At 70.6% G+C, this 21,123-nt stretch carries 21 protein-coding genes; 6 read left to right on the top strand and 15 right to left on the bottom strand.

Annotated features, from left to right (window positions below; translation table 11 throughout):
* Window position 1: 1 nt before the first annotated feature.
* From IG08_RS0101710 to IG08_RS0101680, 7 genes are all read right to left on the bottom strand, one after another.
* Window positions 2-670, bottom strand: a complete 669-nt coding sequence (locus IG08_RS0101710; protein WP_234342782.1) for a HEAT repeat domain-containing protein — start codon at window positions 668-670, stop codon at window positions 2-4.
* A 314-nt stretch (window positions 671-984) separates the two neighbouring features.
* A complete protein-coding gene (locus IG08_RS0101705) occupies window positions 985-2,100 on the bottom strand; it encodes an AI-2E family transporter (RefSeq protein WP_030595179.1) in 1,116 nt (371 codons plus the stop codon).
* A 229-nt stretch (window positions 2,101-2,329) separates the two neighbouring features.
* A complete protein-coding gene (locus tag IG08_RS61085) occupies window positions 2,330-2,629 on the bottom strand; it encodes a hypothetical protein (RefSeq protein ID WP_234342777.1) in 300 nt (99 codons plus the stop codon).
* 149 nt (window positions 2,630-2,778) lie between these two features.
* A complete protein-coding gene (gene msrA / locus IG08_RS0101695) occupies window positions 2,779-3,492 on the bottom strand; it encodes a peptide-methionine (S)-S-oxide reductase MsrA (RefSeq protein ID WP_030595175.1) in 714 nt (237 codons plus the stop codon).
* Between the two features lie 86 nt (window positions 3,493-3,578).
* Complete coding sequence (locus IG08_RS0101690) at window positions 3,579-4,688, bottom strand: hypothetical protein (RefSeq protein ID WP_030595173.1); 1,110 nt, start codon at window positions 4,686-4,688, stop codon at window positions 3,579-3,581.
* Entirely contained in the window at window positions 4,685-6,310 is a 1,626-nt protein-coding gene (locus IG08_RS0101685) for a M48 family metalloprotease (protein WP_030595171.1), read from the bottom strand. Before IG08_RS0101685 ends, IG08_RS0101690 begins: the two co-directional genes overlap by 4 nt.
* Before the next feature lie 174 nt (window positions 6,311-6,484).
* A complete protein-coding gene (locus IG08_RS0101680) occupies window positions 6,485-7,603 on the bottom strand; it encodes a hypothetical protein (protein WP_030595168.1) in 1,119 nt (372 codons plus the stop codon).
* 140 nt (window positions 7,604-7,743) lie between these two features.
* Here IG08_RS0101680 and IG08_RS0101675 point away from each other — a divergent pair, with 140 nt between their 5' ends.
* Complete coding sequence (locus tag IG08_RS0101675; RefSeq protein WP_030595166.1) at window positions 7,744-8,901, top strand: cystathionine gamma-synthase; 1,158 nt, start codon at window positions 7,744-7,746, stop codon at window positions 8,899-8,901.
* Window positions 8,902-8,907: 6 nt separating this feature from the next.
* Here the strand turns inward: IG08_RS0101675 and IG08_RS0101670 are convergent, their stop codons facing one another.
* From IG08_RS0101670 to IG08_RS0101660, 3 genes are all read right to left on the bottom strand, one after another.
* On the bottom strand, window positions 8,908-9,156 hold the full coding sequence (locus IG08_RS0101670) for a hypothetical protein (RefSeq protein WP_030595164.1): 249 nt from the start codon (window positions 9,154-9,156) through the stop codon (window positions 8,908-8,910).
* A 70-nt stretch (window positions 9,157-9,226) separates the two neighbouring features.
* A complete protein-coding gene (locus IG08_RS0101665; RefSeq protein WP_030595162.1) occupies window positions 9,227-9,730 on the bottom strand; it encodes a sigma factor-like helix-turn-helix DNA-binding protein in 504 nt (167 codons plus the stop codon).
* A 168-nt stretch (window positions 9,731-9,898) separates the two neighbouring features.
* Window positions 9,899-10,405: a MarR family winged helix-turn-helix transcriptional regulator gene (locus IG08_RS0101660; RefSeq protein WP_030595161.1), complete on the bottom strand. Its 507-nt coding sequence runs from the start codon at window positions 10,403-10,405 to the stop codon at window positions 9,899-9,901.
* Between the two features lie 164 nt (window positions 10,406-10,569).
* On the opposite strand from IG08_RS0101660, the gene ilvA reads away from it, so the two are divergent.
* From ilvA to IG08_RS0101645, 3 genes are all read left to right on the top strand, one after another.
* On the top strand, window positions 10,570-11,799 hold the full coding sequence (gene ilvA, locus IG08_RS0101655) for a threonine ammonia-lyase (protein WP_030595158.1): 1,230 nt from the start codon (window positions 10,570-10,572) through the stop codon (window positions 11,797-11,799).
* Window positions 11,800-11,986: 187 nt separating this feature from the next.
* On the top strand, window positions 11,987-12,964 hold the full coding sequence (locus IG08_RS0101650) for a daunorubicin resistance protein DrrA family ABC transporter ATP-binding protein (RefSeq protein ID WP_030595156.1): 978 nt from the start codon (window positions 11,987-11,989) through the stop codon (window positions 12,962-12,964).
* Entirely contained in the window at window positions 12,961-13,818 is an 858-nt protein-coding gene (locus tag IG08_RS0101645) for an ABC transporter permease (RefSeq protein WP_030595154.1), read from the top strand. The genes IG08_RS0101650 and IG08_RS0101645 overlap by 4 nt, the downstream gene beginning before the upstream one ends.
* Before the next feature lie 73 nt (window positions 13,819-13,891).
* Here the strand turns inward: IG08_RS0101645 and greA are convergent, their stop codons facing one another.
* Together greA and IG08_RS0101635 are read right to left on the bottom strand one after the other, a co-directional pair.
* Window positions 13,892-14,392, bottom strand: coding sequence for a transcription elongation factor GreA (gene greA / locus IG08_RS0101640; RefSeq protein WP_030595152.1), 501 nt, complete (start codon window positions 14,390-14,392; stop codon window positions 13,892-13,894).
* 168 nt (window positions 14,393-14,560) lie between these two features.
* The gene (locus IG08_RS0101635; RefSeq protein ID WP_030595150.1) at window positions 14,561-14,959 is read right to left on the bottom strand and encodes a DUF4307 domain-containing protein; all 399 of its coding nucleotides are present in this window, start codon (window positions 14,957-14,959) and stop codon (window positions 14,561-14,563) included.
* Window positions 14,960-15,140: 181 nt separating this feature from the next.
* Here IG08_RS0101635 and mca point away from each other — a divergent pair, with 181 nt between their 5' ends.
* Window positions 15,141-16,001: a mycothiol conjugate amidase Mca gene (gene mca / locus IG08_RS0101630; protein WP_030595148.1), complete on the top strand. Its 861-nt coding sequence runs from the start codon at window positions 15,141-15,143 to the stop codon at window positions 15,999-16,001.
* Window positions 15,994-16,254 (top strand): hypothetical protein, encoded by a 261-nt coding sequence (locus IG08_RS0101625; protein ID WP_078655389.1) that lies wholly within the window; start codon window positions 15,994-15,996, stop codon window positions 16,252-16,254. The genes mca and IG08_RS0101625 overlap by 8 nt, the downstream gene beginning before the upstream one ends.
* 27 nt (window positions 16,255-16,281) lie before the next feature.
* Here IG08_RS0101625 and IG08_RS0101620 read toward each other — a convergent pair whose 3' ends face one another.
* From IG08_RS0101620 to IG08_RS0101610, 3 genes are read right to left on the bottom strand one after another with little or no spacing between them, the layout of a single operon-like run.
* Entirely contained in the window at window positions 16,282-17,265 is a 984-nt protein-coding gene (locus tag IG08_RS0101620) for an alpha/beta hydrolase family protein (protein ID WP_030595144.1), read from the bottom strand.
* Window positions 17,262-18,551, bottom strand: a complete 1,290-nt coding sequence (locus IG08_RS0101615) for a CHAT domain-containing protein (protein ID WP_030595142.1) — start codon at window positions 18,549-18,551, stop codon at window positions 17,262-17,264. Before IG08_RS0101615 ends, IG08_RS0101620 begins: the two co-directional genes overlap by 4 nt.
* Window positions 18,552-18,555: 4 nt before the next feature.
* Window positions 18,556-21,114 (bottom strand): tetratricopeptide repeat protein, encoded by a 2,559-nt coding sequence (locus IG08_RS0101610; protein WP_030595140.1) that lies wholly within the window; start codon window positions 21,112-21,114, stop codon window positions 18,556-18,558.
* Between the last annotated feature and the right edge of the window lie 9 nt (window positions 21,115-21,123).

Genomic DNA, 21,123 nt, shown 5'->3' with positions numbered 1-21,123 from the left:
CCTATCGTCCCTCCTGGCCGGACCCACCGAGGGCCACCACGCGCTTCGCCTCCTCGATCGCGAACTCGAATCCGGCATCAGGGTCGCGCAGCAGCCGTTCCGTGGCGAGCGCGTGCGTGCGCACACGCCGGTCGGTGGCCGTCGTCGCAGCACGCAGAGCCGACAGAACGACCTCACCCAACGCGACCAGCGCCCGGCTGAGACTCAACTGCGTCTCCCGCTCACCTCGCCCGAGCTGCGTCGCCAGCACCGCGGCCAACCCGGACTCCTCGCCCTCCGGCACGAGCACGACCGCGGCCCGCCAGGCGCTCCGCGCCACCTCGTCGTCGGCGTCGGCCAGGAGCGCCCGCGTGATCGCCGGCCACGCCCGCCGGTCCCCGATCTTGGACAGCGTGTGCAACGCCTGGCTCCGCGCCTGCGCACGCTCCGAGCGGACTTCGCGGAGCAGCGCGGGGAGCGTCATGGACACCGGGTGGCGGGTGAGCGCCCAGGTCAGCATGTCCCGGACGAAGAACTCGGGCTCGACCGCGCATCGCTCGACGAGCTTGCCGACGAAGCGCGGATCCGGCGCCGTGCCGACCGCCAGAGCCGCCCGCAGCCGCACGGACGAACGGCCGTCCTCCAGGCTGCCCTGGAGCACCCGTATCGCATCTGCGTCCTGTCCCGTCATGGTCACCGAGACCACCTCCTCGGCAAGCAGTGAAAGCCTTGTCACCGTGTCAAGGTCAACGGCTCACCGGACGGATTCGCACCTGCGCGGGTCTTCAGGGCTCAGCGGAGGGAACGTACGAGCCGAACACCTGCGGTCAGCCATCCGCCTTGGCCACACCGATCGGGCACGAGACCCCCGTCCCGGCGAGCCTGTGCTGCCATGTGACCCATGCGTTCGAGCTGGTGGTCGGGCGGAGCGGCCTCTCAGCCATGTAGATGGACAAATCACCAGCCGGCGGAGACGGCGACGGAGCCGCACCCACCCGCACATGCCTAGGACGGGACGGGGTCGCCGGTGTCCAGGCCGTCGGTCCCCGGACCCTGGGACGGTTCGCGGAGCTGCTCACGCACGTAGCCCCAGACCACCGCGATCAGCGCGGCGACCGGTACCGCGAGCAGACTCCCCACGATGCCGGCCAGACTGCCGCCCAATGTCACCGCCAGCAGGATCACGGCCGCGTGGAGGCCGAGCCCACGGCTTTGGATCATGGGCTGGAACACGTTGCCCTCGAGCTGCTGCACCACCACGATGATGGCCAGCACGATCAGCGCGTCCGTCAGGCCGTTGGAGACCAGCGCGATAAGAACCGCGACGAGACCGGCGAACAGAGCACCGATGATCGGCACGAACGCGGTGACGAAGGTCAGTACGGCCAGGGGAAGCACCAGGGGTACGTCCAAGATCCACAAACCCAGGCCGATCAGGACGGCGTCGAGCAGGCCGACAGCCGCCTGGGAGCGCACGAACGAGCCCAGGGTGTTCCAGCCGCGCGCGGCCACGGTCGGGACGTCGGTGGCGAGTCGACCGGGCAGCTGACGGGCGAGCCACGGCAGGAACCGTGGGCCGTCCTTGAGGAAGAAGAACATCAGGAAGAGGGCCAGGACGGCGGAGACCAGACCGTTCAGCACGGTGCTCACTCCCGTGACGACAGCGCCCGCCAGGTTGCCCAGACCGTCTTGTGCGCGGGAGACCGCGGTGTCGAAGGCCTTGTTGATCTGCGCGTCATCGATGTTCAACGGCGGCCCGGCGGCCCACTCGCGCAACTCCTGAACGCCCTTGAACACACCGTCGCTCAGTTCCCCGGACTGCGATGCCACCGGTACCGCGATCAGTGCCACGACGCCCATGGCGACCAGGAGGAACAGCACTGTCACGACTGACGCGGCGAGGGCGGGTTTCCACCCGTGACGCCGCAGGAAACGAGTCGGTGGCCAGGTCAGCGTGGTCAACAGCAGGCCGATCACGAGCGGCCAGACGACCGACCACATCCGGCCCAGGATCCACAGGGCCACCGCGAGCATCAGGAATATGAGCAGCAACTCCCCGGAGACCCGCGCCGATGTGCGGAGCGCGGCCCGGGCTCTCGTGGAACTCAACGTGGCAGTCACGGATGCACCTTATGGGGACTCAACGCACATGGGTATCACTGCTGACATCTTGTATGCCTGGTCATACGAGGTGCGCCGGGCTGAAGCAGAAGCCCCTGGACCGGCCGCTCACTCGTCCACAGCTTCCGGAACTGCAATCAGGCCCGCCGGCAACACGCCCCCAGTTCGTCCCGAACACTCAGCTTGCCCCCCGTCCCGGCGGGGCTCTGCTGTCAGGTGACCCGTTGTTTCAGACGGCGACGCCAGGTATGAGCGCCACCGGTCCTGAGAGGAAGCTGCCTGCTGCTGCGAGTGTGACGAGGGCGGCCTTGCCGTCTGAGAACAGTCCGGAGCAGAACTCACGCACACGCCGCCGGACGATCAGCAACTTGAGTTTCTGCCAGCGGTGCTGATGGATGTGGCAGCCCATGAGGATGCCGGTCGCGTTGTTGCGGCAGCCATCGACTCGTCCCCTGACTGGAGCCCCGCAGGTCACTGGAGCTTGGAAGAAGGACCAGAGGAGGACCGCCGCGGACAGGGCGATGATCACCGCTGGGCCTGCTGATTCATTGATCCACGCTGCGATGAGGAGTGCGCCGGCCAGGACGCCCCACCACTGTCCTAAGCCGCCGAGTCGGCTGCTCTTTGCCCCCTGGCAGCCGACAGCACACCCGCTCCAGTGGGCGCGAGGTTGCAGACCTACTGTTCTGCGATCTCCGGCGCGGGCGCGACCCCCGTGGGGCAAGACGCCCCCCAGTTGGTTTCGAACGGGGTACTCAGCTTGACCCCCGTCCCGCCGATCCCGCAGTACCCGGCCGGGTTCTTGTCCAAGTACTGCTGGTGATAGCCCTCAGCCGCATAGAAGGTCCGCCCCTCCACCGGCAGGATCTCCGTCGTGATCGTGCCGTAGCCCGAGCCCGTCAGGACCTTCTGGTAGGCCTCTCGGGAGGCCTCGGCCACCGCCGCCTGCTCGGGAGAGTGGGTGTAGATCGCGGAGCGGTACTGGGTGCCCACGTCGTTGCCCTGGCGGAAGCCCTGGGTGGGGTCGTGGGACTCCCAGAAGGTCTTCAGGAGGCGTTCGTACGAGATCAAGGCGGGGTCGTAGACGACGCGGACCGCCTCCGTGTGACCCGTCAGGCCCGAGCAGACCTCCTCGTACATCGGGTTCTCGGTGTGGCCGCCCTGGTATCCGACCAGGGTGGTCCAGACGCCCACCGGGAGCTGCCAGAACTTGCGCTCGGCGCCCCAGAAGCAGCCGAGGCCGAAGTCGGCGATCCCGTAGCCCTCGGGGTAGGGGCCGAGCAGCGGGGTGCCGAGGACGGTGTGGCGGTCGGGGACCGTGAACGCCGGCTCCGGGCGGCCCTTCAGCGCCTGCTCGGGGGTGGGCAGGACGGGCGTACGGCCGAACAGCATGACGCGGGCTCCTTCGTTCGGGCGAGCGTGGGGGCGGCAGCGAGAACAACGTTTCCGCGCCGCCCCGGATTCCGCCAGACCCCCGGTCAGCCCGCCGCGTTCGCCAGGCTCAGATCCCGCATCCGGCAGTACTCGCCCGCAGGATCACCCCGGTACTTCCAGGGCAGCGAGTCCACGTACCCGTCCACCAGCCGGAACTGCTCCACGGCCGCCTCGTCGCGGTCCTGCAGGCACAGGTAGTACGCCAGCAGGTGGCGCACCTCCGCCACGTGCGGGTGGGACGGATCGGCGGCGGCCACGTCCGCGAGCGCCGCGTCGACCAGGGCCCGCATCTCGGGCGTACGGTCGCCGTCCGCCGAGTCGGACTCGTCGTGCTCGAAGTGCGCGATCAGCGGGAACACCGTCATCAGGCTGCCCAGGGGCGCCTTCGCGGCGGCGTCGGCCGCGAAGTCGCGGGCCAGCTTCTCGGAGCCGCGCCACTTGGCGCACCAGTACTGCAGCGCCGTGTAGTGGGCCGAGAAGTGGTGCGGGGCGCGGTCGGTGATCTCCTTCCAGATGCGATCCATCTCGGCGTGCGGATAGCCGAGGCCCAGCGCGGTCGAGATCTGGGCGCTGTACGGCGTCGGGTCGCCCTCGACACCGAGCGCGACCGCGCGGGCGTGGTGCTCCTGGGACTGGGCCATCACTCGGTGGAAGCCCTCGAACTGCTCGGCGGTGGTGTGCTTCGCCCGCTGCGCACCGCGGATGTTCCCCGCCAGCGCCACCGTGCTGCGGGCCCGCACCAGGGCGGCCCCCGGGTCGTCGGGGCGGGCGGCCTCCCAGGCCAGCAGCCAGGTGTCGTCCTCGGCGGCGACGGACGCGAGCCATGAGCTGTGGACGGAGCGGTACTCCCAGTCCCGCTCGGCGGCCGTCGCGTCCAGCAGGGCCGCGGCGGGCTGCCAGTCGCCGGCCCTGGCCGCGTCGAGCGCCGCGGTGAGCGCGGCCGGGACCGGCCCCGCGGAGTCCTTGTTCTGCCGGTCGGGCGGCAGCATCCCGAGGGCGGCGGCCGCGGCGGGCAGTTCGTACGGCCCGTCGGCGTCGTCGTCCGTCCCGCGCCATCCCTCGATCGCGCCCTGGACGATGGCCTTGAGGAAGTACAGGCCCAGGGCGAGCAGGGGAAGTCCGATGAGGGCCAGGACGACCCAGAGGATGATCACAGTGCACCTCGGTGCTGGGAGTCGTTGGCGAGCAGCGCCCGCAGCGGGGCGGTGTCGGGGGCGTCGGCGACCGCCGGGGCGACCACCTCGGCGAGGTCGGTCTCGGTGCCGTCGGGGGCCGGCGGCAGGTGCGGGATCGCCGACCGCTCCCAGGAGAACTCCCAGCGCAGCAGCGAGCGGGCGTTGAGCTCGGCCAGGGCCATGCTGATCAGCGACCTGTGCAGGGTCGGGCGTACGAACTCGCGGAAGGCGCGGCCGTTCGCGGCGGCCGCCTCGTCGGACAGCGGCAGCCGCTTCGCGAGCTGCCACAACTGGCCGTCCTCGATCAACTTCAGCAGCGCGGGCAGCGTCGGCTGGTCCTTGGTGTACATGACGTAGGCCCGGTGCAGGGATGTGCTGCCGGAGCCGAACGACTCGGCCATCGTCCGATCGAGCAGCTCCTGCCAGTCGCGGGTGCGGCTGAAGCGCCGTACGTCGTCCGTCAGGGCCACGTCTTCCAGGGCGACCAGGGTGTTCTGCGCGTCGGACAGGAGGTCGAGGGCCGCGCCCCGGGCCTCGTCCGCGCGTCCGTCGTCGGGGAGTTCCTCGATACGGCGGACCCGGTCGGCGATCGGCGGATGCGAGTCGTACGGCGACGAAGGCTCCGTCGGCAGCTCCGTGCGCATCCCGGCGAGTTCGAGTTGCCGGGCGCTCAGCATCCGGCCGAAGCCGCCGAACACCTCGCCGCGCGGCGGCAGCAGCTCCGAGCCCGATCCCAGGGTCGCGTAGCAGTTCATGTAGAACCCGAACGAGGCGTCCAGCACCGGGATCTCGCGCAGGGCGGCCGCGGTGGCGTCGCGTCCGGCGATGCGGGCGGCAGCGGCGTCGGCGGCGTACTCCTGGCGGCGGGAGACGGAGAGCGTGGCGCGGAAGTACAGCTTGGCGTAGGTGATGTAGATCTTCGCCATCATCCGGTACGTCACGCCCGCGTGGCCGGGGTCGACCTCCTTGGCCTGCTTGCCCTTCGCCTCGGCCTTGGCGTTCTTCTTCTCCTGCCGGGCCTGCTCGCGCGCCGCGCTCTTGTCGGCCCGCTGCTCGAAGTGCGTGATGGTGCGCAGGACCTGGGCGCGGCCGCGCACGGTGAGGGCGGCCAGGCGGGTGTCGGAGTTCGAGTAATGGCCCAGTTCATGGGCCAGGACCGCCCGCAACTGGGCCTCGGACAGGCCCTGCAGCAGCGGTACGCCGAGGTACAGGCGGCGCGGGCCGGGCAGCAGGCCGAGCAGCCGGGCGTCCTCGGCCACGGCGGCGTTGACGTCGGCCGTCAGCAGGATGCGGGACGGGGCGCGGGTGCCGACCTGCTCGGCCAACTCCCTTACGGTGCGCCAGAGTTCGGGCTCGTCGGCCTCTGTGGCGGGCAGGCCCGCCGTTTCCTCCTCGCGCGGGGTGCGCAGCATGAACAGGCCGCGGACCACCGGGATCGCCAGGAGTACGGAGACGAGGTACAGCTTCGCCGCGAGACTGGCCGGTGCGTACCGGTACAGCAGCCAGTCGATGCCGACGAGCACCGCCAGCAGGACCACGCCGAGCAGATAGAAGCCGGCGAGCAGCACGAGAGCGCGTACAGCGCGCAGAGTCGCGCCCATTGGGCAGAGTCCCCCCACAGGACAGATCACAGGACGGATCACAGGATCACGGAACGGCCCCGGTGGTCATGGCGGGTGTACGAGACGTGCTCATGACCAACACGGGTGTGAGGGCGGAGCATGGCCGACCGGTCCGTCGTGAAGCAAGGCCTGCCCTGGTGGGGGCCTGTGACCTCAGTGAAGGAGCGTGGCCGGGCTGCCGCCGTTCGCCTCGTACCCCGCCACCGCCAGGGCCCGGTAGACCGCGAACTCGGCGGCCGGGTCGGCGGACAGCGTCCAGGGCAGGGCGCCCACATGGCCGTCGATGTGTATGAGCTGGCCCATCGCCTCGGCCCAGCGCTCGGCACGCACCAGGAAGAAGACCAGCAGGTGGCGGACGTGGGCCAGCATCGGGTCGTCGGCGCGGGCCGAGTGGACGGCGTGGAGCGCGCCGTGGATCGCCTTCGTCACGACCTCGCTCTGGTAGAAGCCGCTGACCAGGTTCACCTCGGGCAGGTGCTCGAAGACCGCGAAGAGCGGCATGGCGGCGAGCAGGGAGCCGTGCGGGGCCCGGGCGGCCGCGGCCTCCGCGAACTGGTACGCCTGCGCACGCGAGCCGTGCCACTTCTCGCACCAGTAGTGGAGGGCGGCCAGATGCGCCCCCATGTGGGCCGGGGCGCGGTCCAGGATCTTCAGCCACAGCTGCTCGAACTCCGGCTGGGTGTAGGCCAGTCCGCGCGCCACTGAGAGCTCGACGAGGTACGGGATCGGGTCACCGGGGGCCAGCAGCGCCGCGTCGCCGCACGCCGACCTCGCCTCCTCCATGATGATCCGGAACTCGTCCGTGCCGGGCGTCGACGTCCGCCACGCCTGCTGCACCAGGAACTCCGCGTGTACGGCCGCACCGCCCGCGTCCTTGGGCGCCTCGGCCCGCCACACCCTGAGCCACTGCCCGCCCGGCGTCTCGCTGACCCCGCCGGGCCGCTGCCGCAGCTCCAGCGAGGCGGCACCGGCGAAGGCCTGCACACGCTGCCAGCGCAGCTCGCCCTCCGCACCGGTGCCGGCCAGCAGCTGCGCGGCCGCCTTGTAGTCCTGGGTGCGCTGCACCAGGTCCAGGACGTCCAGCAGGTCCTGGTCGGGGCCGGGCATGCGGATGTCCAGCTCCTCCTGCCGCGCGAACCCGTAGTTCGCGGGGTCCGCGCCGTCCGGGTGGCCCGGCGCGACCTGTTCGATCATCCCGCGCCTGCGCCGCAGGAACGGGACCAGCACGAAGCCCAGCATGACCAGCGCCATCAGGACCCAGAGAATTTCCATGCCTCAAGGGTTCCAGACGCCTCGGACAATTGGCCAACCCGGCCGCGCCGGCCTGTGGAAAACTTCCGCAGCCCCTCCGCGGCCTGCGGAAAACCTCGCGGTACGGCATCCGCCCCGCGAGCGGACTACGCTCGGTGCCCATGAGCGACAGGCACATCAGTCAGCACTTCGAGACCCTCGCGATCCACGCGGGCAACACCGCCGATCCCCTGACCGGCGCGGTCGTCCCGCCGATCTACCAGGTCTCGACCTACAAGCAGGACGGCGTCGGCGGCCTGCGCGGCGGCTACGAGTACAGCCGTAGCGCCAACCCGACCAGGACCGCCCTGGAGGAGAACCTCGCCGCCCTCGAGGGCGGCCGCCGGGGTCTCGCGTTCGCGTCCGGACTGGCGGCCGAGGACTGCCTGTTGCGTACGCTGCTCAGCCCCGGCGACCACGTGGTCATCCCCAACGACGCGTACGGCGGCACGTTCCGTCTGTTCGCGAAGGTCGTCGCCCGCTGGGGCGTCGAGTGGTCGGTCGCCGACACCAGCGACCCCACCGCAGTCCGGGCCGCGATCACCCCGAAGACCAAGGCCGTCTGGGTGGAGACCCCCTCCAACCCTCTGCTCGGCATCACCGACATCGCCGCCGTCGCCCAGATCTCCCGGGACGCGGGCGCGAAGCTCGTCGTCGACAACACCTTCGCCACGCCGTACCTGCAGCAGCCGCTGTCGCTCGGCGCGGACGTCGTGGTGCACTCCCTGACCAAGTACATGGGCGGCCACTCCGACGTCGTCGGCGGCGCGCTGGTCACGGGTGACCCGGAGCTGGGCGAGGAGCTGGCGTACCACCAGAACGCGATGGGCGCGGTCGCCGGGCCCTTCGACTCCTGGCTGGTGCTGCGCGGCGCCAAGACGCTGTCGGTGCGCATGGACCGGCACAGCGAGAACGCCACCAAGGTCGCCGACATGCTCACCCGGCACGCGCGCGTGACGAACGTGCTCTACCCGGGCCTGCCCGAGCACCCCGGTCACGAGGTCGCCGCCAAGCAGATGAGGACGTTCGGCGGCATGGTCTCCTTCCAGGTGGAGGGCGGCGAGGAGGCGGCCGTCGAGGTCTGCAACCGCGCCAAGGTGTTCACGCTCGGCGAGTCCCTCGGCGGTGTCGAGTCGCTGATCGAGCACCCCGGCCGCATGACGCACGCGTCCGTGGCCGGCTCGGCCCTGGAGGTGCCCGCCGATCTCGTACGCCTCTCCGTGGGCATCGAGAACGTCGACGACCTGCTGGAGGACCTGCAGCAGGCGCTCGCCAAGTAGGGGCCCTCACCAGCCCGTCAGTGGTGGAGTCGTCTCCGAGGGCGGCTCCACCCACGGGTGGGCCGTCAGCGCCCAGACGACGAACGCCACGCTCGTGGCGAACAGCAGCAGCCACATCAGCCGGCGGGCGGCCCTCCTGCGCCGCAGCATGCGGCCGCCGCGCCGCACGACGTCCCCGTACAGCTCCGGCGGCACGGACGGCGACACCTGCTCCATGATCCGCCGTACGGCGGCCTCCCGTTCGGTCCGGTTCACGCGCGCCTCCCGCGGTCCGGCCGCCTCATGGCACGCACGGCGCTCATGGCACGCACCGCATTCATGGCATTCATGGCGCCGCCACTTTCGCCCCCACCACCGCCGGTGCCGGCCCCCGCGGCGGATGCAGCAGGTTCGCCGTCGCCCGGTCGCAGATCGTGTGGACCCGTTCCACGGGCAGGCCGAGCAGGGCGGCCGCCTGTTCCTCGGCGACCCCTTCGTAGAGCCTGAGCACGAGGATCAGCCGCTCCTGCGGGGCGAGCCCGCCCAGCGGGCTGCCGGGGTGCGGACGTCCGGGGACGAGACCGCCGTACTGGCGCCACGCCCCGTTCGCGAAGCGGGTGGCCAGATGCTGGCGGGCACGGTCGTACGGGTCCTCGCCGCGCAGCCGGTCCCAGCACGCGTACGTGTGGGCGAGGGCCAGCGTCAGCAGGCGCCGCGCGCGCGGGTTGTCGTCCGGCGCCTCCGCCGTCAGCAGCGTGGCGGCATGCAGCAGCCGCCCGGCCGCGCCCGCGACGAACGCCTCGAACTCCCGGGCCCGACGGGCGTCCTGGGCCGCCTGCCGTTGCCGCACCGCGCCTCCCGCCTGAGGAACGGGCCCGCCCCGTACCGCATACGCGATCGGGTGCTACGAGGACCCGGTGCCCCGGTCTCATATGAGGCCCGGTGCGGCCTTTCGGTCAAGAGCCGCGCAGCGCCGGGTACCGGCGGGGCCAACCGGCCACGCGCGCGTACGGATTGCTCAGGAAGCCGACGACGGCTCCGCGCCCGGTAGGCCCTGGGCCGCCATCCGGGAGGAGAGCGCGCTGTTGAAGCGCGTGAGGAGCGTGCAGAACGCCTCGCGCTCCTCCGGCGCCCAGTCGTGTGTCAGCTCGGCCATCAACTGACGCCTGGAGGACCGCACTTCCTCCAGGCGGGACAGCCCGCGCGGGGACAGCTGGAGCACCACGGCCCGCCCGTCCTCGGGGTGCGAGGTGCGCTTGACGAGCCCGGTGTCGACGAGCGGAGCCACCTGCCGGGTGACCGTCGAGGAGTCGATGCCCATGCTCGCGGCGAGCGCCTTGACGCCCATCGGGCCTTCCTTGTCGAGCCGGTTGAGCAGCAGGTACGCGGCGCGGTCCATGGAGTTGCGCACCTGCCCCACCCCGCCGAGCCGGGTCTGTTCGGCACGGCGGGCGAAGACCGCCACTTCGTGCTGCAGCGTGTCGAGAAGACCGGTGTCACCGAAGGTCGTCATGTCCATCGACATTTCTGGTGTTGTGGGCATGGCCGGAGGCTCACTTCATGAAGGGGGTAGCTGGATTGGGGGACAGGGTACGCGGCCGGGGGGCGGGTCGTACCGGCGCTGCGCAAACCAGTCTCGGACGTTGGTCACAGCAGGAGCCCGTGCGTGTGAACTGCGAGACTTGAGTCATGAACTACCGCAAGGCCCACCCCGTGCCGCCGGTGACGCTCGACGACGTGCGCGGCGCGCAGAAGATGCTGACGGGCGTGGCGCGGACGACCGCGATGGAGGGCAGCCGGTACCTGACCCAGCTGGTGGGCGCGCCGGTGCACTTCAAGTGCGAGAACCTGCAGCGGACGGGATCGTTCAAGCTGCGCGGCGCGTACGTCCGTATCGCCGGACTGCTGCCCGAGGAGCGGGCCGCGGGCGTCGTGGCCGCGAGCGCCGGCAACCACGCGCAGGGCGTCGCCCTGGCCTCCTCGCTGCTCGGCGTGCGCTCCACGGTGTTCATGCCGAAGGGCGCCCCGCTGCCGAAGATCAGCGCCACCAAGGAGTACGGCGCCGAGGTGCGCCTGCACGGCCAGGTGGTCGACGAGACGCTGGCCGCCGCGCAGGAGTACGCGGACCGGACGGGGGCGGTCTTCATCCACCCCTTCGACCACCCCGACATCATCGCCGGTCAGGGCACGGTCGGCCTGGAGATCCTGGAGCAGTGCCCCGAGGTGCGCACGATCGTCCTCGGGATCGGCGGCGGCGGTCTCGCGGCCGGGGTCGCGATCGCGGTGAAGGCGCTCAGGCCGGACGTGCGGATCGTGGGTGTGCAGGCGGCGGGCGCGGCCGCGTACCCGCCCTCGCTGGCGGCCGGCCACCCGGTGTCGATCGAGAACCCGACGACGATGGCCGACGGCATGAAGGTCGGGCGGCCCGGAGACGTGCCGTTCGAAATCGTTGGCGAGCTGGTCGACGAGGTGCGTACGGTGTCGGAGGACGAGCTGTCCGCCGCGCTGCTGCTGTGCCTGGAGCGGGCCAAACTGGTCGTCGAACCGGCCGGGGCGAGCCCGGTCGCGGCACTGCTGAGCGACCCGGGCGCCTTCGAAGGGCCGGTCGTGGCGGTGCTGTCCGGGGGCAACGTCGATCCGGTGCTGATGGAGCGTGTCCTGCGGCACGGCATGGCGGCGCAGGGCCGCTACCTCGCCGTACGCCTCAGGCTGACGGACCGGCCGGGCGCCCTCGCGACGCTTCTGGGGGTGTTGTCAGTGGTGGACGCTAACGTCCTCGATGTGAGCCACGTACGGACCGACCCACGGCTCGGGCTCACGGAGGCGGAGGTCGAGCTGCACCTGGAGACAAAGGGGCCGGAGCACTGCGCCGAGGTCGGCCGGGCCCTGCGCGAGTCGGGTTACACGGTCATCGCCTGAGGCGCCGGCGCCGGCAGAACCCCAGCTCAGGGGCCTCTTTGTCACTCGATCGGGTAAGTGCATTGAGAGACGCGATACATCGCGTTATGGTGTGTCTCGTGCCAACCGAAACCCCGCCACCCATCAGGCGGAACGAAACGTACAAAAATAGGCTTTCCGAAGAATCCCCGAAGACGTGGAGACTGATATGCCAGGCGCCATCTATGCCGAAGGCCTGGTCAAGACCTTCGGCGACGTAAGGGCTCTGGACGGCGTCGACCTCGATGTCCCGGAGGGCACCGTCCTGGGCCTCCTCGGGCCGAACGGCGCGGGCAAGACGACGGCGGTCCGCTGTCTGACCACCCTGCTGCGGCCGGACCGCGGCCGGGCGGTCGTCGCGGGCCTCGACGTGCTCAAGGAGCCCGACGCCGTGCGCCGTTCCATCGGCCTGTCCGGCCAGTTCGCGGCGGTCGACGAATACCTCACCGGTCGCGAGAACCTGCAGATGGTCGGTCAGCTGTACCAGATGAGGGCGAAGGCCGCGAAGGCCCGCGCGGCGGAACTGCTGGAGCAGTTCGACCTCGCCGACGCCGCCGACCGCCCCACCAAGACCTACTCCGGCGGTATGCGCCGCCGCCTCGACCTCGCGGCGGCCTTGGTGGTCTCACCGCCCGTGATGTTCATGGACGAGCCGACGACCGGCCTCGACCCGCGCAACCGTCAGCTCCTGTGGGAGGTCATCAAACAGCTGGTCTCCGGCGGTACGACCCTGTTGCTGACCACGCAGTACCTGGAGGAGGCCGACCACCTCGCCCACGACATCGCCGTGGTCGATCACGGTCATGTCATCGCCACGGGCACCTCCGACCAGCTCAAGGCCCGCACCGGCGGTGAGCGCGTCGAGGTCGTCGTGCACGAGCGGGAGCACATGACGACCGCCGCGGAGGTCCTGGCCGGCTTCGGCAAGGGCGAGACCACGGTCGAGGACCACATGCGCAAGCTCACCGTGCCCGTGACCGGCGGCGCCAAGCTCCTCGCCGAGGTCATCCGCGAGCTCGACACCCGGGGCATCGAGATCGACGACATCGGTCTGCGTCGCCCGACCCTCGACGACGTCTTCCTGTCCCTGACGGGACACGTGGCCGAGGTCAAGGACGAGCAGAACGACAAGGAGGCCGTCAAGTGAGTGCTCTGACCGATGCCGTGCGCGTGGCGCCGGCCGCGAACCCGGTCGGCCAGTCGATCCGGGACTCGATGGTCGTCGCGAAGCGCAACCTGATCCGCATGTCCCGGATCCCCGAGATGATCATCTACGGGCTCATCCAGCCGATCATGTTCGTGGTGCTCTTCACCTACGTCTTCGGCGGATCCATGCAGATCGGCGGCAGCACCAGCGCCACCGACTACAAGAACTTCCTGATGGCGGGCATCTTCGCGCAGACCGTCACCTTCGCCACCGCCAGCTCCGGCGCGGGCATAGCCGACGACATGCACAAGGGCCTCATCGACCGCTTCCGCTCCCTGCCCATGGCGCGCGGCGCGGTGCTGACCGGGCGTACGTTCGCCGACCTGATACAGACGGCTCTGACCCTGGTCGTCCTGGCCGTGGTCGCCGTGCTGGTCGGCTGGCGCGTCGGGTCGAACGGCGACACCAACGTCGGGAAGGTCCTCGCCGCCTTCGGCCTGCTGCTTCTGCTCGGCTACGCGTTCACCTGGATCGGCGCCCTGATCGGCATGTCCGTCCGCACCCCCGAGGCGGCCACGTCCAGCGGGCTGATCTGGCTGTTCCCGGTCACGTTCATCTCGAACGCGTTCGTGGACACCAGCCACATGACGCCGTGGCTGCGCCACGTCGCCGACTGGAACCCGTTCAGCGCCACGGTCCAGGCCAGCCGGGAGCTCTTCGGCAATCCCGGGGTGTCGGCCTCCGAGGCCTGGCCCATGCAGCACTCGGTGTGGGCCTCGCTGATCTACTCGGTCCTGATCATCGTCATATTCAGGACCCTGTCGGTCCGGAAGTACCGCTCCGCCACCGCATGACGAAGGCGGCATGACGAAACCCCCGGCGTCGGGAGACGCCGGGGGTCCGCCAAGGGCAAAAGGGCGGTCGGGATCAGGCGCTGTAGGGCACGGCCTTGAGGATCGTCACAGAGGCCTTCCTGCCGTTCGGCAGCTCGTACTGCGCGTCCTCGCCGACCTTGTGGCCGATCACGCCGGAACCCAGCGGGGACTGCGGGGAGTACGTCTCGATGTCGGTGCTCGCGTACTCGCGCGAGGCGAGCAGGAAGGTCGTCGTGTCGTCCTCGTCGCCGTCGAAGGCGATCGTCACGACCATGCCGGGTGCGACCGTGCCGTCCGCCGACGCCGGGGCCTCGCCGACCTTCGCGTTCTCCAGGAGCTGGGTCAGCTGGCGCACGCGGAGCTCCTGCTTGCCCTGCTCCTCCTTGGCCGCGTGGTACCCGCCGTTCTCGCGCAGGTCCCCCTCCTCGCGCGCAGCCGCGATCTTGGCGGCGATCTCCGTGCGCGCAGGACCAGACAGGTGCTCCAACTCGGCCTTGAGCTGGCTGTACGCCTCCTGGGTCAGCCAGGTGACGTTCTCGCTGGTCTGGGTCACAGGTGCTCCTCGTAGGTACTGGGAATACAAAGCATCGCCCTACCCAGAAGAATGTTCCTTCACGGATGGGCGAAACCACGAGCCTAACAATTCAGCGGCTCAAGGGGGAGGACATAAGCCATCAGAAACACGTCAACGCAGGTCAGCCCGTATGTATTGAAGGTGAGGTCAGTCTGCGTGACAGCCGAGGAGTTCCGCCGTCGTGCCCGGTGAGGTCGTGCGGAGCGTGACGACCTTGTCGATGCGCGTGGCGTCCCCGTCGAAGTGGAAGTCGGCCCGGCCCACCTCGGCGCCGTTCGCCGCCTGGGAACGCACGGTGCAGTAGCCACTGGCACCGGCGTCCTTGCGGACCTCCAGATGCACCTGGACCGAGTTCTTGCCGGGCTCGAACGCGATCACCTCGCCGCTGATCTTGTTCTGGGCGACGTAGTGCCAGGCGTAGTAGCCGAAGAGGGCGATGAGCAGGGCTCCGAGAACGGTCCCGATGATCTTGAGTTTGTGGTCGGCGCGCTCGTCCGAGGAGCGGCCGTAGCGGCCCTCGGGCAGTCGCGTGCTCGCCGTACTCATGATCGTCCTCCGGGCCCCGGAATTATTCGTCCCCCGATTCGGTCACTATAGAAGCCTGCCACCCGCTGCCCGACCGCCGCCCCTCAACGACGTCCCCGCGGGACGGCACCTTTTGATTTGCACCCGTTCACACCGGGCGCCGACCTACGAGGATTGAGTCTTGACTGACCAGCTACGACTGATGGCCGTCCACGCGCACCCCGACGACGAGTCGAGCAAGGGCGCGGCCACCATGGCGAAGTACGTGTTCGAGGGGGTGGACGTGCTGGTCGTGACCTGCACCGGTGGGGAGCGCGGCTCCATCCTCAATCCGAAGCTGCAGGGCGACAAGTACATCGAGGAGCACATCCACGAGGTACGCAAGAAGGAGATGGACGAGGCCCGCGAGATCCTCGGGGTGAAGCAGGAGTGGCTCGGCTTCGTCGACTCCGGCCTCCCCGAGGGCGACCCGCTGCCCCCGCTGCCGGAGGGCTGCTTCGGCCTGGAGGACGTCGACAAGGCGGCCGGCGAGCTGGTGAAGCAGATCCGCTCCTTCCGTCCCCAGGTGGTCACCACCTACGACGAGAACGGCGGCTACCCGCACCCCGACCACATCATGACCCACAAGATCTCGATGGTGGCGTTCGAGGGTGCCGCGGACACCGAGAAGTTCCCGGAGTCGGAGTTCGGCCCGGCGTACCAGCCGCAGAAGCTCTACTACAACCAGGGCTTCAACCGTCCCCGCACCGAGGCGCTGCACAACGCGCTGCTGGAGCGCGGCATGGAGTCGCCGTACGGGGACTGGCTCAAGCGCTGGGACGAGTCCCCGCACAAGGACCGCACGCTGACCACGCACATCCCGTGCGCCGAGTTCTACGAGATCCGCGACAAGGCCCTGATCGCGCACGCCACGCAGATCGACCCCGACGGGGGCTGGTTCCGGGTGCCGATGGAGCTCCAGAAGGAGGTCTGGCCGACCGAGGAGTACGAGCTCGCGAGGTCCCTCGTCGATACCTCCCTCCCCGAGGACGACCTCTTTGCGGGCATCCGCGACAATGCCTGACATGAGTGCGAGCGCAAGCCTGGCAATGACACACCTCGTCACCTTCGCCAAGGAGGTCGACGAGGACAAGGTCACCCCCGGCGTCCTCGGTTTCATCGTCTTCGCGGCGATGGCCCTGGCCGTGTGGGTCCTGATGAAGTCGATGAGCAAGCACATGGGCAAGGTCGACTTCAAGGAGTCGCCGGACCTGAAGGCCTCCGGCGAGGAGACCGCCACGGACTCGTCCGGCAAGGCCTCGCCCGCGAAGAGCTGATCCGTGGCCCGACCGCACCCGGCGTCATCATCGGGAGTGGTCGGCCAGTGACAGCAGCAGGTGCGCCGACTCCGGGCGCAGATGGTCGGAGTGGGCGCCCGCCGGGCCGTGTCCGCGCACGAAGACGCCGCTCGCGTCCACGCTGACGAAGCGGTGGTCGAGGGCGGCGAGGGGATACGGCTCGTCGGCGGGCAGCATCCGGATCGCCGACACCGGAGCGGGCGCCGTGCCGATGCCGGCGTGTCCGATGCCCGCGCGTTTCTCCGCCCGCAGATGCCAGAAGCCGGTGGCGCGGTCGTGCTGCGAGTACGTCGCCACGACCGGCCCCCGCAGGGGAGCCTCGGCGAGCGCGGTGAACGTGGTGGTGAAGGCGTCGCGCGGGGCCGCCATCTGCAGCAGGAGCATCGAGTCGACGGTGAAGGGCCGGCCGGGCGGCTCCGGCGTACTCCACCCCAGGGTGAGCGGGGCCTCGCCCGCCGCCCACTGCACCGCCTCGCACAGGAACCGGCAGCCGAAGGAGTGCCCGATCAGGTGCAGGTACTGGCCGTCGCGGCCCGCGAGGACGGGTGGGGCGGCCGGGTCGGCGCGGTGGGCGTCCAGGTAGCCGAGGAGGCGGCCGATGACGCGGTCCGCGTGGCCCTCCGTGCTCATGGCGTGGGCCCGGTCGCGGATACGGCGGTAGCCGCCGAGGGACGGCCATGAGCGCGAGGGCCAGCGGATCACGACGAGCCAGGGGTCCCAGGGTTTCAGCCGCGGGTAGGGGGAGGGGACCGAGGCGTACCGCTCCGCCGCCAGCGTCAGCAGCCGCCGGCCCGCGGTGAGCGCCGAGTCCGGCCCGGTCTGCCAGCCGTGTACGTAGACGAGCAGGTCGGTCGCCCAGGCCGGCGGGGCCAGCTCCTCGGCGAAGTGGTCGTCGAGGCGGTTGTCGGGGACCGGGCGCGGGCCGTGCGCGGTGTCCTGAAGGAGCCGGCCGTCCGGGCCGAGGTCGACGACGTGTACGTCCGGGCTCATGCGGGCGTCTCCTCGGGCCGGGCCCGCTCCAGGCGGGCGTCCATGCCGCAGTGCAGGGCATAGGCGAGGCCCAGCGGGTTGCGCAGCTCGTCGGCGAAGTGCCGGGCGACGGCGTGCGTGACGGTGCCCGCCGTGTCGGTGCCGGGCAGATAGCGGGTCAGGAACTCCAGGGCGTACTCGGCGGCGAACGCCTGCGGCATCTCCATCTGTGGGCCGAGGATGCCCCGCGCCCCGGTCTCGACGAGGGCACGGCCGAGGTAGGCGAGGTCGGCGTTGCCGGGCATACCCGCGTAGCAGGCGTTGAGCAGGACGAACGGCTGGAAGGGCGCGCACTCGGCACGGGGCGGGCGGTGGGCTCGTACGGTGTACGCGTCGATGGGGCGCTGATCGGTCAACTTGACGACGAGATAGGGCGGTTCGGGTTCGGCGGGCTGGAAGTGGCCGTGGCACCAGAAGTACATGAGCTGTTCGTCGAGGGCCGGGTCGCTCAGGGCCGCTTCCAGCTGCGGGCGGGTGGTCCGCTCGATCAGGGTGGTGCCCTGGGCCAGCACTTCTCCGATCCGGGCGGCCCGGGTTCTGCCGCGCGGATCGACACCGGTGTCGTGGTTGAGGCTGACGACCGGTACCGGGGGAGGCGGCCGCTCGCGTCCGTCCGCGATGCCCGCGTAGAAGCCGCCGCCGGTCTGCTCGATCCGGTGACGATGCCCGAGGAAGCGCCGGAACAGCCCCGGGAGCCCCGGCTCGTCCGTCGCGTCGGGCGGCAGGCACAGCATCGGCCACGGGACGAACAGGTCGGAGTCGAAACGGACCCGGAGGGGTTCGTCGCCGCGCAGCGCCTCGATGAGGAACCCGCGGAACAGCTTGACCGATTCGCCCTCGCCGCCGAGCAGGACGTCGAAGAGCAACTGGGCGCCGTATCGGGTGAGTTCGCCGAGCCTGGCCATCAGCTCGGCTTCCGGCTCGGCGGTCAGGTCGACGAGTGTGGCGTACGGGTAGGTGGGGCGCCCCGCGGCGTCGGGCCGCTCCGCCCGTACGAACTCGTCGCTCCACAGGCGGCGCAGCCGCGCCGTCACGGCCTTGACCTCCTTGGGCGTGGCCTCCAGCAGGGTCTTGTGTTCGGTGCCGCTGAGAGCCGGTACGGCGGTGCCGTGCATCCGGGCCAGGATGCGGTCGTCGCCCCAGGCGTCGAAGCCGACGACCAGGTCGGGCGGCGGGACGCGGGCGGGGAGACGGGTGAAGCCGTCGCTCGGGTCCTGGACGATACGTACGGGGAGGTCGCGGGCCACGTCGTCAGGCCCTCCGTACGGGCTCGGGCTGCGGGGCGGCGAGGGGCGGGCTCTCGGACGGGCCGGTGACGTCGATGTCGGTCTCCACCTGCTGGAGGACCGTGCCGGACGCCTCGTGCTCGACGGTGAAGCGGATGCGGTGGCGGCCTGCGGTGCGCGGGGTGAAGCGGAACAGGGCGGTGCGGTCGATGCGCACGGGGAGGGAGTACGACGGTTCGACGTCGGCTTGGGTCAGCGGGGTGGCCCGTACGGTCAGCAGGGGCGTGGTCGCCTCCGGTGCGGACCAGATGTGGTCCGGGCCGGGCTCGATGTGCAGGGTGATGTGGGCCGCCCGGTCGGGGGTGGGGGAGTCGTCGAGGAGGGTGAGACGGACGCGGGCGATGGCGGAGGGCAGGGCGTCGGGCTCGGTGTGGTCCGCGAAGGCGCCGGGTTCGGGGCGGAGACGGAGGATGGCGTGGGGGATGCGGAGCCTTGAGATGTGCCAGTCGATGTCGCGGAGGGCCTGGGGCGGATAGCACTCGGCGAGCGCCCTGATCGCCGTCATGCCTTCGACGGAGCCGGGGCCGCACAGTACCGCCGTCACCCATTGCGGGCCTGCGCTGTCGTCGATGGACTCGAATATCCGCTGCGCTTCGAGGGCAGGCCGCCGAGCGTCGGCGTTCCGTCTGGCCCGGCCCTGGACGGCCTCCTGGAGCAGGGTCCATGCCGCGCCGTGCCGGCACGTGGCTTCCCTGAAGGCTTCGGCAGCCATGCGCAGCAGATCGGAGTACCCGCCCAGCCGTAGTGCGGTGTGGAGCGCCGCCCAACCTGCGCCCACTCGGTCCGGCAGTTGCTTGAAGGCGCCCAGCGCCCCCGCCAGCGCCTTCGTGGCCTCGGGGTCTCCCGCATCCCCCGCATCCGCGTACGCCACCCCCAGCAGCAGCCTGGCCCAGGCCGCTCCGCGTGCGTCGCCGTGGTGCTCGTGGGCGGCAGGCATCGCCTCGAGTTCTCGTACGACATCCGGCCGGGGGCCCCGCAGCAGCAGCGCGACCCGGCACAGCTCGGTGTCGGCCCAGGCCGTCCCCACCGGGTCCCCGACGTCGCGGAACATGTGCCCCGCGGTGTCGAGCCGCTTCCGGGCCTCCTCCAGGTCGCCCCGCAGCATCCGGAGCCGCCCGTAGTGGAAGACGGCCCATGCCTCGCCGCGCAGGTCACCGCGTACCTGGTGGGTTTCGATCGCGAGCCGCAGCAGCCGGCCGACGTCGTGCGGTTCGCCTCGGTCGATACGGATCGCCGCGCGCGTGTGCAGAGCCCAGCCGTCCGGTCGGTCGGCGGGGAGGGTGTCCAGGGTGGCCTCGGCTTCGCTCAGCAGACCCATGTGGTGCCGGGTCACTGCCAGTTCGCGCACGGCGTCGGGGGTGTCGAGACGCTCCAGCGCACGGGCCGCGTCCTCCGGCTGCCCGGCCTGCCGGACGGCTCTGGCGAGTGTCACCCCGAGCGTGCCGTCGGCCGTGCTCCTCAGCCCAGTCTTGAGCATCAGCAGCGGGAACAGGGCGCCTTCGGCCGCCAAGCGGTGGGCGAGCCACTGGGTGAACTCTGCGGAGTTCCCCGATGCGGAGTTCGCGAGGCGCAGCGCCAGATCGACCAGGAGCTCGGCAGCGTCGCCCAGTTCCCCCGGCTCGCCCATCAGAGCCTCGGCGAAGCGGGTGTCCAACTTCTCTGCCCTGACCCTGAGTTCCTCGTTGTCGAGCAATCGTCTGTACATCGCCCGCACCGCAGGGTGCAGCTCGTACCAACCGGGGCGGAGCGGGCGCAGCAGACCGTACCTGTGGAGCCGTTCGAGCGAGGTGCGTATCTGGGCCGGGGTGCTGCTGCCGAAGGGCGGCACTGTGTCGAGCGAGAACTCGACTCCCTGCCACACCGCGAGGGCCTCGAGGAGATCGGCGTTCTGGTGGGTCAGCGGTGCACGACCTGTCGTGACCGTCGGGTTCGCCGAGGTCACCTCATGCCGCACGATGGCCGGGTCATCACCTGTCACGGCGTCGGACGTCCGGGTGGTGACGATCAGGATGTGGCGCGTGGGAGCCAGCAGCCGGGCGTACTGCTGGAGCAGATCATTGTCCCGGGCTCCGACTCGCAGGCCGTCGACCACGATCACCGACCCGCCGCGTTCCCAGGGTGGGCTGCCCTCCCCGGTCAGCGAGGTCAGGTCTCGGGGCCGGCTCAGCAGCGCCGTGCACAGGGATCGCACGGGGAAGTCCCCGGCCCGCCGAAGTACGCGCAGCAGCAGTTGGTCCCTGTCGACAGGACGGTCGCCCCACGCGATCCAGTGGACGGGCATCCCGTGCCGGTCACCGAGATCGTCCGCCAACTCCCGTGCCAGAGCGGACCTCCCGACCTCGTCCGCCAACTCCCGTGCCAGAGAGGACTTCCCGACCCCGTCCGTCAACTCCCATGCCAGAGCGGACTTCCCGTCCCCGTCCGGCCCGTGCAGCACGATGACCCGCGTGGCGGTGCGCTCCGCCCGGAGACGCAGCCGCCGTAACGCAGCCGCAGCCTCAAGCGTCGGATCCGACTCGTCCACGGACAGCCC

This window comes from Streptomyces fulvoviolaceus, from assembly GCF_000718165.1.
Lineage (GTDB): Bacteria > Actinomycetota > Actinomycetes > Streptomycetales > Streptomycetaceae > Streptomyces > Streptomyces fulvoviolaceus.
Note: the sequence above shows the minus strand (reverse complement) of the source record. Positions and strands in the feature narration are given on the sequence as shown.